The following is a 10,860-nucleotide window of genomic DNA, read 5'->3' as shown; positions in this document are numbered from 1 at the left end:
GTCGGGTCTATCGAAAAGGCCGCGCATTATCCGGGATGCCGCCGGAGCGGTACAGGGCCGCGCGGTCGCGGCCCTTGTCAGCAAGGCTAGCTCAGGGCTGGGCGGCGGCCTTGCCGCGACGCGTGGATTTGCGCCACAGCCAGCGCACCAGCAGCGCCAGGGGGAAGAGGATGATCACGAAGGGGATGCCGTAGCCGAGCATCTCCAGGGCCTGGGCGGTGCCCTCGGTGGCGTTGTCCAGCAGGCCGGCGGCGGCATCGCCGATGCGCGACAGGCGGCTCGGGCGCTGCTGGTCGGTGGTGAAGTCCAGGGTCAGCAGGTTGGTGGCGATGCGGCGCTGCTGCTGGGCGGATTCCTGGGCGGTGGCGGCCAGCTGCACCTCCAGCTCGGCCATTTCCCGGGCCAGGGCCAGCAGGTCGGCGACGGCCAGGTCCTTGCGCCCCTGGAACGCTTCCAGGGTCTTGTACTGGCGCTCCAGGCGCTCGCGGGTGCGGGCGTTGTCGCCCACTGCCTGGGCCAGGTCCTCGGCGCGGGTGTTGCGGCTTTCCAGCGTGCCGCCCTCGGCCGCCAGGGCGACCATCTTCTCCACGCCTTCGGGGACGATGCGCAGCACCAGCTGGCCGGCGCGGTAGCCGCCCTGGCTCTGCTCGATGGCCAGCAGGTCGCAGGTGCCGAAGCGGCCGTCATTGCAGGCTTCCCGGGCGGCGGCCAGGCGCGGGGCAACCTTGTCGGCGGCGAGGTGGATGGAGACCTGGTGCTCGTAGGCGAGGAAGGCGCCGGGTTTGGAGGCTTCGCCCTGGAAGGCGGCACCGCCGCTCGACTCGCGCTCCGATGGGGAGCAGCCGGCCAGGGCGGTGAGGGCCAGCAGCAGGGGCAGGGTCCAGTGCTTGATCATGTGCGTTCCTTGCGTGGTGTCGCGTGGTTTGTCGGTTCCTGAAACGACGAAGCGCCTGGCCGGTGAGCGGGCAGGCGCTTCGTGAGGGACAGCGTGCTTACTTCACGCGCTGGCCGGGCTTGGCGCCGCTGTCGGGGCTGAGCAGGTAGATCTCCTCGCCACCGGGGCCGGCGGCCAGGACCATGCCTTCGGAGACGCCGAACTTCATCTTGCGCGCGGCCAGGTTGGCCACGTACAGGGTCAGGCGGCCTTCGAGCTTGCTCGGGTCCGGGTAGGCGCTCTTGATGCCGGAGAACACGTTGCGTTTCTGGTCGCCGATATCCAGCGACAGGCGCAGCAGCTTGTCGGCGCCTTCGACGAACTCGGCCTTCTCGATCAGCGCGATGCGCAGGTCGACGGCGGCGAAGGCGTCGAAGCCGATCTCGGCGGCCAGCGGGTCCTTGGTCAGCTCGCCGTTGCCGGCGGGGGCCGGTGCGGCGGCGGCCAGGTCTTCCTTGGACGCGGCGACCATGGCTTCGATCTTCGCCGGCTCGATGCGGGTCATCAGCGGGGTGAAGGCGTTCAGTTGGTGGTCGGCCAGCAGCGTCTCGTGGTCGGCCCAGCTCAGCGGGGCGACGTTGAGGAACTGCTCGGCAGCGGCGGAGAGGTTCGGCAGCACCGGCTTGAGGAAGATCACCAACTGGCGGAACAGGTTGACGCCTGCGGCGCAGACGGCCTGGACCTCGTCCTGCTTGCCTTCCTGCTTGGCCAGGGCCCAGGGCGCCTTGTCGGCGATCCAGGCGTTGGCACGGTCGGCCAGGGCCATGATCTCGCGCATGGCGCGGGCGAAGTCACGGTTCTCGAAGGCCTCGGCGATGCTCGGCGCAGCGGCCTTGAACTCGGCGAACAGCTCGGGCGCGGCATTGGCGGCCACCAGGCGGCCGGCGTTGCCCTTGTGGATGAAACCGGCGCAGCGGCTGGCGATGTTGACCACCTTGCCCACCAGGTCGGAGTTCACCTTCTGCACGAAGTCCTCGAGGTTCAGGTCGAGGTCGTCCACGCCGCGGCCCAGCTTGGCCGCGTAGTAGTAGCGCAGGTATTCCGGGCTCAGGTGGTCGAGGTAGGTGCGCGCCTTGATGAAGGTGCCGCGGGACTTGGACATCTTCTGCCCGTTCACCGTCAGGTAGCCGTGCACGTTGAGCGCGGTCGGCTTGCGGTAGCCGGCGCCTTCGAGCATGGCGGGCCAGAACAGGGCATGGAAGTTGACGATGTCCTTGCCGATGAAGTGGTACAGCTCGGCGCTGGAGTCCTTGCCCCAGAAGGCGTCGAAGTCCAGCTCCGGACGGCGCGCGCAGAGGTTCTGGAAGCTGGCCATGTAGCCGATGGGGGCGTCCAGCCACACGTAGAAGTACTTGCCCGGGGCGTCGGGGATCTCGAAGCCGAAGTAGGGGGCGTCACGGCTGATGTCCCACTCCTGCAGGCCGGCGTCCAGCCATTCGGCGATCTTGTTGGCCACCGACTCCTGCAGGGCGCCGCTGCGGGTCCACTGTTTCAGCATGGCGTCGAAGTCGGGCAGCTTGAAGAAGTAGTGCAGCGACTCCTTGAGCACCGGCGTGGCGCCGGAGATGGCCGACTTGGGGTTCTTCAGCTCGGTGGGCGAATAGGTGGCGCCGCAGGACTCGCAGTTGTCGCCGTACTGGTCTTCGGCCGCGCATTTCGGGCAGGTGCCCTTGATGAAGCGGTCGGCCAGGAACATCTGCTTGTCCGGGTCGAAGTACTGGGTCACCGGGCGGGTGGCGATGTGACCGGCGTCGCGCAGCTTGGTGTAGATGCTGCTGGACAGCACACGGTTCTCGTCCGAGTGGGTCGAATGGTAGTTGTCGAACTCCACCAGGAAGTCGGCGAAATCGGTGGTGTGCTCGGCGCGCACGTTGTCGATCAGCTGCTCGGAGGTGATGCCCTCCTTCTCGGCGCGCAGCATGATGGCCGAACCGTGGGCGTCGTCGGCGCAGACGTAGATGGCCTGGTTGCCGCGCATCTTCTGGAAGCGCACCCAGATGTCGGTCTGGATGTACTCGACCATATGCCCGAGGTGGATGGAACCGTTGGCATAGGGGAGGGCGCTGGTGACGAGGATCTTGCGGGCTTCGGTCATGGTGATCGGCTGCACTGGGAACACGGGAAAGTCGGTAACTATATAGGCGCGGCGGGGCATTTTCATCTGTTGCATGGGCTTTGGGTTAAGATGCCCGCCTGTTTCGCTCGGTCTTTTCCCGGAGTCTTCCATGCCTGTCACCCGCGCCGTGGTGGAAGCCACGCTTCGCCAGTTCACCGATCCCCACCTTGGCCAGGACCCGGTCAGCGCCGGCTGCCTGCGCGAGGTCGACATCCAGGGCGGCAAGGTCCACGTACGCCTGGAATTGGGCTACGCCGCCGGCCTGTTCAAGAGCGGCTGGGCGCAGATGCTGCAGATGGCCCTGGAGAACCAGGACGGCATCGACTCGGCCAAGGTCGAGGTCGACTGCGTGATCGAGCCGCACAAGGCCCAGGCCCAGGTGCCGGCCCTGGCCAACGTCAAGAACGTGATCGCCGTGGCCTCGGGCAAGGGCGGTGTGGGCAAGTCCACCACTGCCGCCAACCTGGCGCTGGCGCTGGCCCGTGAAGGCGCCCGCGTGGGCATCCTCGACGCCGATATCTACGGCCCGAGCCAGGGCATCATGTTCGGCATCGCCGAGGGCACCCGCCCCGAGGTACGCGACCAGAAGTTCTTCGTGCCGATCAAGTCCCTCGGCGTGGAGGTCATGTCCATGGCCTTCCTCACCGATGACAACACGCCGGTGGTGTGGCGTGGCCCGATGGTCTCCGGCGCGCTGATCCAGCTGATCACCCAGACCGCCTGGGACGACCTCGACTACCTGGTGGTGGACATGCCCCCGGGCACCGGCGACATCCAGCTGACCCTGGCGCAGAAGGTGCCGGTGGCCGGCAGCGTGATCGTCACCACCCCGCAGGACCTGGCCCTGCTGGACGCGAAGAAGGGCGTGGAGATGTTCCGCAAGGTCAACATCCCGGTGCTGGGCGTGGTGGAGAACATGGCCGTGCACATCTGCTCCAACTGCGGCCATGCCGAGCACCTGTTCGGCGAAGGCGGCGGCGAGAAGCTGGCGGCCCAGTACGGCGTCGACCTGCTGGCCTCCCTGCCGCTGTCCATGGCCATCCGCATGCAATCCGATGGCGGCAAGCCGACCACCGTCGCCGACCCGGAAAGCCAGATCGCCATGATCTACCAGGAAATGGCGCGCTGCGTCGGCGCGCGCATCGCGCAGTCCGGCATGGGCGCCGGTGCCATGCCGACCATCACCATCAGCGACGACTGATGTCGCACAGCGGTGGGGGCTCAATCGCCCCCACCGCCGCCACACCCTCCGCCGCATCCGCCTCCACTGTCCCCGCCTCCGTCCGAACCGCCCCCGTCGCTCGATGAATCGCTGCCGTGATGGCTGCCGCCCGTGCCGCTGCCGTCGCCGAAGTCGCTGGAGCCGTAGCCCGAGTCGCTGCCGACGAAGTCCCCGCCGCAGTAGATGACGCCGCTGCCCGCGTCGCCGCCGTCGTTGCGCCGTACGCCCTTGCAGTCGGTGACATAGAGGAAGCCGCCGAGGATGCCCAGGCGGCTGTCCAGGTCGAACAGCAGCGGCACGCGGCCGGGCCGCTGCGGGTCGATGCGTTCCTGTTCGCAGGCGTACCACCAGCAGCGGCGCAGGCCGGCGTCGGCCTGGCGGGCGTTGCCCGAGAGGGTGCGCGCCGGGCGGTGGTGCAGGAAGCGGCCGAAGGCCTGCTGGCAGAAGCGCTTGTATTCGCGGGTGTCGAGGATGAAGGCGTGCCACAGGTCGTCCACCACCTGGGAGGGCATGGAGACGTAGCCGTAGCCGCTCTTGAGGTAGCAGAGGAAGTACTGGCGCAGGCCGGCGCTCACCAGCATGCAGTCTTCCAGGCTCAGCTGCGGATGGCGTTTGCGCAGTTCGTCGAACAGCCAGGGCGCCGGGCGGAACTCGCGGATGAAGCGTTCCCGGCCGCTTGCGCGGCGGCGCTTGAAGAACGAGAAGGAAAAGACGGCGAAGAACAGGCCGGGGATGATCAGCCAGGGGGTCATGGTGGGTCCTTTCTCCACAAGGGCGGGCCAACAGTGGCGCACTCGGCGGCATCGCCACAAGCCCCGCTCGGCGGCACTGGGCGCCAGGGCACGCTCCCGGTCGCTGCCCTTTGCCCGAAAGGCCCGCGCCCGGTAAGATTCGCGATCATTTTTCACCTTCACAGGACCCCCGCCATGAGCATCAAATCGGACAAGTGGATTCGCCGCATGGCCCAGGAACACGGGATGATCGAGCCCTTCGTCGAGCGCCAGGTGCGCGGCGCGGACGACAGCCGGGTGATTTCCTATGGGGTGTCCAGCTACGGCTACGACGTGCGCTGCGCGGCCGAGTTCAAGGTCTTCACCAACATCCACTCCGCCGTGGTCGACCCGAAGAACTTCGACGAGAAGAGCTTCGTCGACATCAACAGCGACGTCTGCATCATCCCGCCGAACTCCTTCGCCCTGGCCCGCACCGTCGAGTACTTCCGCATCCCGCGTGACGTGCTGACCATCTGCCTGGGCAAGAGCACCTACGCGCGCTGCGGCATCATCGTCAACGTCACCCCGCTGGAACCGGAGTGGGAAGGCCACGTGACCCTGGAGTTCTCCAACACCACCAACCTGCCGGCGAAGATCTACGCCCACGAAGGCGTGGCGCAGATGCTTTTCCTGCAGTCGGACGAAGCCTGCGAAGTCTCCTACCGCGACCGCGGCGGCAAGTACCAGGGCCAGACCGGCGTCACCCTGCCCAAGGCCTGAGTCACCTGCCACACCAGAGAGCCGGGCCCTTGCCCGGCTTTTTCATGCCTCTCTCCAGTCAAGGGAACTGACGAATGAACCTGCTCAAACCTGTCCTGTTCATCCTGGGCCTCGGCTTCTGCGCGCTGCTGCGGGCCGAGGAGCTCAACGTGGTCAGCGGCACCGAGGCCTTCGGCCTGCCCGCCACGGCCACCCGCGCGCAGTTCGTCGAGCGCCTGGGCCCGCCGACGGCCGAGCTGCCGATGTACGGCAAGCGGCGCGGGCTGCTGTATGGCAATTCGATGATGCTGGTTTTCCTCGGCGACCGCCTGCGCGAAGCGCGCTGCTGGGAGCTGGGCGGCTACAACGACAGCCTGTTCCTCGGCTGGATGCAAGGCGTGGGCGAGCGCGGCGCGAACTGGCGTTTCAGCCTGGATGGCCAGTTGCGCCTGGGCCAGCGTCGCGAAGAGACGGGCCCCTGGCTGCAGGGGCTGGAAGGCACTGGCGACGAGCGTTCGGACCTGGTGGTGAAAAATGGCAGCGAGGTCTGGCTGGGCTATGGCTTCGAGCCGGAGTACCGCCAGGGCGACGAGGACCAGCCGGTGCTGGTCTCCATCACCGTGCACTTCAACGACCGCCCGTAGGAGCGAGCTCTGCTCGCGAAGCCTTTGACGGCTGAAGCCGGGCTACAGGTCGGCGGGGACGGAAATAAGCGGAATTCTTCGATTGATGCGGGGCTCTACTGCTTGAAGCCACTGTGAACGCCGGAGGATTGCCATGCGCTCCCAGATCATCATCGAAGCCCTGACGCCCAGTGCCAGCGCACTGGTGGACGCCATTCTCGCCCGCAGCGACCCGTCGCTGGTGCTGCAACAGGTGCCGGGGCCGGACAGCCCCGAGGAACCGGGCGAACCCACCCAGCCCCACGAGCCGGGCGAACCGACCCTTCCCGACCAGCCGCCGCCCGCACCCGTGGTGTAGCGCCTCAGGGCACCAGCGGTAGGTCGCGCTTGTGCTGGGTGGCGTCGTAGGTGCGCACGATGATGTCGTAGGCCTCCTGGCGCACGGTCTCGCCGTGCAGGAAGGCGTCGATCTCGGCGTAGCTGACGCCATGGGCCTCTTCGTCCGGCTTGCCGGGGCGCAGCTCTTCGAGGTCGGCGGTCGGCACCTTCTGCACCAGGTTGTCCGGTGCACCCAGGTAGCGGGCGATGGCGCGCACCTGGTTCTTCACCAGGCCGGAGAGCGGTGCCAGGTCGCAGGCGCCGTCGCCGAACTTGGTGAAGAAGCCCATCACCGCCTCGGCGGCGTGGTCGGTGCCGATCACCAGGCCGTTGTTGGCGTTGGCGATGGCGAACTGCGCGACCATGCGGATACGCGCCTTGATGTTGCCGACCACGAAATCGCGGCGGGCGTCGCTCAGCGCCTGCAGGTGGGTGACCTGCTCACCGAGGCCGATCACGCTGTTGGCGATGTTCACCGTGTCCTCGACATCGGCGCGGATGAATTTCAGCGACTCCTGGGCATCGTGCTCGTCGTGCTGGGTGTTGTGCGGCAGGCGCACGGCGATGAAGCGATAGTCCGGGTCGCCGGTCTCGGCGCGCAGCTCCTCCACCGTCAGCTGGGCCAGGCGGCCGGCGGTCAGCGAATCCACGCCACCGCTGATGCCCAGCACCAGCACCTTGAGCCGCGCGTTGCGCAGGCAGGTCTTGATGAAGGCCTTGCGCCGCTCGATCTCGGCCTGCAGGGCGGCCTCGTCGGCGAAGGGGGGCACCACGTCCAGGGCGGCGGCTATCTCTTTCTGGCGATTGCTCATGATGGTTCCTCGGCGCTAGCGCGCGTCTGATACGCGAAATACGTGTTTCAGGTAGGCGACGAAGTTCTCGTCGCGGCACTGGGTCTTGCCCGGGGTATCGGAGATCTTCGCCACCGGCTGGCCGTTGCAGGCGGTCATCTTGATCACGATGTTCATGGGCACGACACCGGGGATGTCGCAGGTCAGGTTGGTCCCGATACCGAAGCTGACGTGGATACGACCGTGCAGGGCGCGATACAGCTCCAGCGCCTTTGGCAGGTCGAGGCCGTCGGAGAATACGAGGGTCTTGGTCTGCGGGTCTATACCGAGCCTTTCATAGTGGCGGATGCACTTCTCGGCCCATTCCAGCGGGTCGCCGGAGTCGTGGCGCAGGCCGTCGAAGAGCTTGGCGAAGTACAGGTCGAAGTCCTTGAGGAAGGCATCGGTGGTGATGCAGTCGGTCAGGGCGATGCCGAGCAGGCCCCGGTACTCGCGGACCCAGCAGTCCAGCGCGGCGATCTGGCTGTCGATCAGGCGCGGGCCCAGCTGCTGGTGGGACATCAGCCATTCGTGGGCCATGGTGCCGATGGGCTTGATGTCGAACTCGCGGGCCAGGTGCACGTTGCTGGTGCCGACGAAGCGCCCCGGGAAGTCGCGCTTGAGGATGTGCACCATCTCTTCCTGCACCCGGTAGGAGAAGCGCCGGCGGGTGCCGAAGTCGGCGATCTGGAAGCCCGCCAGCTCGCTGGCGCTGGCTTCGCCCTTGAGCCAGTCGAGCTTCTGGTACAGGCGCTCGCTGGCCTGCTCGAGGATCACCTCGCGGTAGCGGTAGCGGTTGCGCACCTCGCTGACGATGGCCAGCAGTGGGATCTCGAAGAGGATCACGTGCAGCCAGGGGCCGCGCAGGCGGATGCACAGCTGGTCGTCCTCGATGCCGGCCTGGACGTAGCGCATGTTGAAGCGGAACAGGCTGAGGAAGCGGGTGAAGTCCGGCTTGATGAAGGGGATGCGCTCCAGGAAGGCCAGCTGGTCGGCGGTGATGGAGATCTCCGTCAGGCGCTCGATCTGGTAGCGGATCTCCGCCAGGTAGGGCTTGAGGTCCTCGGCGTTGCGGCAGCGGAATTCCCACTCCACCTCGGCGTTGGGGTAGTTGTGCAGCACCGCCTGCATCATGGTCAGTTTGTAGAAGTCGGTGTCCAGCAGGTTCTGCACGATGCGGTCGGAAAACACGCTCTCGGCCATGATCAGCTCTCCTTCTCGATGCTGTTCAGCAAGGCGTCCAGTTCGGCCTCGCTGGCGCACAGCGTGATGCCCAGTTCGTTCATCTGCAGTTGCGCGGCTTGTGCCGTGGTTTCGGCGATTGCCCGGCACGCCGGGAGGTAGACGATAACCGCAAAGCCGGCGCGACGCAGTTGCAGCGCGGTGGTCTTCACGCAGTAGTCCAGCGCCAGGCCGCCCACCAGTACATGGCTGACCGCGTTCTGCCGGAGGAATTCGATCACCCCGGTGCTACGGCGCTCGGCCAGGTCGTGGTAGCAGGCGCCGTAGGGGTGCAGGTCGGGCTCCACGCCCTTCCACACGAAGTAGTCGTAGTCCAGCGGCTGGGGCAGCTCGTCCAGCAGCTCGAAGCCTGCGGTGCCCGGTACGCAGTGGCTGACCCAGGTGATGTCGGCATTGGCCAGGGGCAGCGGTGCGAGCATCTCGGCGTGGCTGGGCACGACCCAGGCGGCCTGCGGGCTGTGGGCGTCCTTGCTGCCGATGCGCAGTTCGGCGCGGCGGGCCAGCAGGTTCAGGTGCGCTGCGATCTCGTCGCCGCCCGGCACCGGGAGTTCGGCGGGGCAGAGGGGGGTGAAGCCTTTCTGGGCGTCGACATCGAAGCTGGCGATTTTCATGGCTGCGTTCCTCGTTCGGTTGCGGCTGGCTACATATTCCATCTCGTGTAATATGTCGTCAAGCACTCTTTGATCGCAGGAGGACAGCGATGAGAAACAGTCGGCAGGAAATTTTCGATTCCAGCCTGCGAGCCTACCCGGCGGGAAGCGCTGAACCTACACCCGCGTGCTTTGGCCTGGCGGTGTATGGCGGCGCCTTCGACCCGCCCCATCCGGGCCATGAAAGCGTGGTGCGCCGGGTACTGGAGCGCGCCGAGCAGGTGCTGCTGGTGCCCAGCCACCGCCACGCCCACGGCAAGCGCATGGTCGATTTCGCCCTGCGCTGTGCCTGGCTGGAGCGCCTGGCGGCGCGCATCGACCCGGCGCGGGTGCGCTGCGACCCCATCGAGGCGCGGCTGGCGCCCGGCGCGGCGGCCGTGTACAGCTACGACCTCCTGCAGGCGCTGGCCGCGGAGCACGGCATGCTGCCGGAGGACATCGCCCTGGTCATCGGCGAAGACAACCTGCCCCAGGTGGCGGGCTTCCATCGCGGGGCGGAGCTGCGCGAGCGCTTCGGCCTGCTGGTGGCGGACGAGACGCTGCTGCTGCACAGTTCGGCCATCCGCCTGCACCTGCGCGAGGGCCTGGCGCTGCCGCCGGCCTGGTGCCTGCCAGAAGTGCAGGGTGAACTGGATATCTATAGGGAGCTGCAATGAGTTCTGCACAGGTACTGGCCAGCGTCGACATCGTCGCGCTGCGCCTGAACGAAGCCCAGGGGCTGGAGCTGCTGCTGATCCGCCGGGCCCAGGCGCCCTTCGAGGGCGAATGGGCGCTGCCGGGCGTGCTGGTCAACGGCCGCTGCGACGACGCCGACCTGGACGCGGCCGCCACCCGGGCCCTGGCGGAGAAGGCACGGGTGCGCCCGCAGCACCTGGAACAGGTGGCCACCGTGGGCAACGCCCGGCGCGACCCGCGCGGCTGGTCGCTGTCGACCTTCTACCTCGCCCTGCTGGAGCCCGACACGCAACTGAGTGACGCGGACCTGCGCTTCCTGCCGCTGGACGAGGCCAGCGGCTTGCCCTTCGATCACGACCAACTGGTGCGCCAGGCCCGCGAGCGGCTGGCCGGCAAGTCGGTCTACACCTCCCTGCCGCTGCACCTGCTGCCGCGACGCTTCACCGTCACCGAAGCCCTGGGCGCCTTCCAGGCCTGCCTCGGCCAGGCGGTGCAGCACACCACCCTGCGCGGGCGCCTGGAGAAGATGAAGGGGCAGGGCTGGGTGCTGGATACCGGCGAACACAACCACCCGAAGATGGGCCGCCCGCAGAAGGTGCTGGAGCACTGCCCGGCGGAAGGCGGCGTGTTCACCTTCGACCGCAGCGTGCTGTCCTGACAGCGCGGCCAGGGCGAATTCCGGGCAAAAAAATAGGCGCCAACGTGGGCGCCAGGGAGC

At 67.4% G+C, this 10,860-nt stretch carries 12 protein-coding genes; 6 read left to right on the top strand and 6 right to left on the bottom strand.

Annotation, left to right across the window (positions count from 1 at the left end):
• Window positions 1-91: 91 nt before the first annotated feature.
• Both WFQ67_RS05975 and metG read right to left on the bottom strand, forming a co-directional pair.
• Window positions 92-892 (bottom strand): DUF4349 domain-containing protein, encoded by an 801-nt coding sequence (locus WFQ67_RS05975; protein ID WP_442969575.1) that lies wholly within the window; start codon window positions 890-892, stop codon window positions 92-94.
• A 100-nt stretch (window positions 893-992) separates the two neighbouring features.
• Window positions 993-3,029: a methionine--tRNA ligase gene (metG, locus tag WFQ67_RS05970; protein WP_173175995.1), complete on the bottom strand. Its 2,037-nt coding sequence runs from the start codon at window positions 3,027-3,029 to the stop codon at window positions 993-995.
• Between the two features lie 130 nt (window positions 3,030-3,159).
• Here metG and apbC point away from each other — a divergent pair, with 130 nt between their 5' ends.
• Window positions 3,160-4,251, top strand: a complete 1,092-nt coding sequence (gene apbC, locus WFQ67_RS05965) for an iron-sulfur cluster carrier protein ApbC (RefSeq protein ID WP_213625990.1) — start codon at window positions 3,160-3,162, stop codon at window positions 4,249-4,251.
• 20 nt (window positions 4,252-4,271) lie between these two features.
• Here the strand turns inward: apbC and WFQ67_RS05960 are convergent, their stop codons facing one another.
• Window positions 4,272-5,024 (bottom strand): glycine-rich domain-containing protein, encoded by a 753-nt coding sequence (locus WFQ67_RS05960; protein ID WP_337056387.1) that lies wholly within the window; start codon window positions 5,022-5,024, stop codon window positions 4,272-4,274.
• Between the two features lie 174 nt (window positions 5,025-5,198).
• Here WFQ67_RS05960 and dcd point away from each other — a divergent pair, with 174 nt between their 5' ends.
• From dcd to WFQ67_RS05945, 3 genes are all read left to right on the top strand, one after another.
• On the top strand, window positions 5,199-5,765 hold the full coding sequence (dcd, locus tag WFQ67_RS05955; RefSeq protein WP_016491514.1) for a dCTP deaminase: 567 nt from the start codon (window positions 5,199-5,201) through the stop codon (window positions 5,763-5,765).
• Between the two features lie 74 nt (window positions 5,766-5,839).
• Window positions 5,840-6,388, top strand: a complete 549-nt coding sequence (locus WFQ67_RS05950) for a hypothetical protein (protein ID WP_244862932.1) — start codon at window positions 5,840-5,842, stop codon at window positions 6,386-6,388.
• Window positions 6,389-6,521: 133 nt separating this feature from the next.
• On the top strand, window positions 6,522-6,725 hold the full coding sequence (locus WFQ67_RS05945) for a hypothetical protein (RefSeq protein ID WP_213630748.1): 204 nt from the start codon (window positions 6,522-6,524) through the stop codon (window positions 6,723-6,725).
• 4 nt (window positions 6,726-6,729) lie between these two features.
• Here the strand turns inward: WFQ67_RS05945 and nadE are convergent, their stop codons facing one another.
• Genes nadE through WFQ67_RS05930 form a run of 3 tightly spaced genes read right to left on the bottom strand, consistent with a single transcriptional unit; the run spans window position 6,730 to window position 9,470 of the window.
• Window positions 6,730-7,557 carry an ammonia-dependent NAD(+) synthetase gene (gene nadE / locus WFQ67_RS05940; RefSeq protein WP_173176010.1) on the bottom strand — a complete coding sequence of 276 codons (828 nt, stop codon included), beginning with the start codon at window positions 7,555-7,557 and terminating at the stop codon, window positions 6,730-6,732.
• Between the two features lie 15 nt (window positions 7,558-7,572).
• Window positions 7,573-8,778: a nicotinate phosphoribosyltransferase gene (pncB, locus tag WFQ67_RS05935; protein ID WP_337056386.1), complete on the bottom strand. Its 1,206-nt coding sequence runs from the start codon at window positions 8,776-8,778 to the stop codon at window positions 7,573-7,575.
• A 2-nt stretch (window positions 8,779-8,780) separates the two neighbouring features.
• Window positions 8,781-9,470, bottom strand: a complete 690-nt coding sequence (locus WFQ67_RS05930; RefSeq protein ID WP_442969572.1) for a nicotinamidase — start codon at window positions 9,468-9,470, stop codon at window positions 8,781-8,783.
• Window positions 9,471-9,517: 47 nt separating this feature from the next.
• Between WFQ67_RS05930 and WFQ67_RS05925 the strand changes: the two genes are divergently transcribed.
• Together WFQ67_RS05925 and WFQ67_RS05920 are read left to right on the top strand one after the other, a co-directional pair.
• Complete coding sequence (locus WFQ67_RS05925) at window positions 9,518-10,123, top strand: adenylyltransferase/cytidyltransferase family protein (RefSeq protein ID WP_337056384.1); 606 nt, start codon at window positions 9,518-9,520, stop codon at window positions 10,121-10,123.
• Window positions 10,120-10,800, top strand: coding sequence for an NUDIX domain-containing protein (locus WFQ67_RS05920; RefSeq protein WP_173176019.1), 681 nt, complete (start codon window positions 10,120-10,122; stop codon window positions 10,798-10,800). The genes WFQ67_RS05925 and WFQ67_RS05920 overlap by 4 nt, the downstream gene beginning before the upstream one ends.
• The last annotated feature ends 60 nt before the right edge of the window (window positions 10,801-10,860 follow it).

Origin of the sequence: Pseudomonas sp. USHLN015 (assembly GCF_037153275.1) — a bacterium.
GTDB classification, from domain to species: domain Bacteria; phylum Pseudomonadota; class Gammaproteobacteria; order Pseudomonadales; family Pseudomonadaceae; genus Metapseudomonas; species Metapseudomonas tohonis.
The sequence above is the reverse complement of the archived record's forward strand: the minus strand, read 5'-3'. Positions and strand labels throughout refer to the sequence as shown.